A 726-nucleotide genomic window follows, 5' to 3' on the forward strand; every position below is an offset into this window, starting at 1 on the left:
GACCCAATAACGGTCACTCAAGCCCACCTGCCCGCCGTCCAACTCCAGTCGTTCGTTCACCTTTGCGTCCAGGCTTCATGCGGGCCTGCGAGCTGTCACGCTGATCAAGCTACGTGGCAGCGCCTTCTCCCTGCATCAGGTCCGCTTCATAACAGCTTGTCGAGCGTGATCGGCAGGTCGCGCACGCGCCGTCCGGTGGCGTTGAAGACGGCGTTGGCCACGGCCGCGGCGACGCCCGTGATCCCGATCTCACCGATACCGCGCGCACCCAGCGGCGCGCGCGGATCGGGAATGTCGTTCCAGATCACGTCGATCTCTGGCACGTCGAGATGGACCGGCACATGATAGTCGGCGAGCGTTGGGTTCATGATCCGGCCGGAGCGTTCGTCCAGCAGTGTCTCCTCGGTGAGTGCCAGGCCAAGCCCCATGATCATCCCGCCTCGGAATTGGCTCGCAGCCGTCCGCGGGTTGAGGATCGCACCGCAATCAAAAGAGCCGAGCAACCGGCTGACCCTGATTTCGCCGGTGACGTCGCTTACCCGCACCTCGCAGAACGCCGCGGAGGTGCTGTGCATGGCGAATCTAAGCATCTCCAGCGGCGCGCTGCCGGAGGCGGTGACGCTCAGTTCCTCTCGGCTAGCGCGCGTCAGCACCGAGCGGAACGTCTCGTGACGCTCTCTCTCCCGGACGCCCGCCAAGCCGCCCTCCGTCCATTGCACCTCGCCG

Annotated in this window: 1 protein-coding gene; it reads right to left on the minus strand. The window is 65.4% G+C overall.

Translation table 11 applies throughout. The annotated features are described in order from the left end of the window. Positions 1-146: 146 nt before the first annotated feature. A partial coding sequence (locus ACMGDM_RS20625) for a molybdopterin cofactor-binding domain-containing protein (RefSeq protein WP_436806016.1) occupies positions 147-726 on the minus strand: 580 nt, incomplete at its 5' end.

This window comes from Sphingomonas larreae (assembly GCF_051400595.1).
Classification (GTDB): domain Bacteria; phylum Pseudomonadota; class Alphaproteobacteria; order Sphingomonadales; family Sphingomonadaceae; genus Sphingomonas.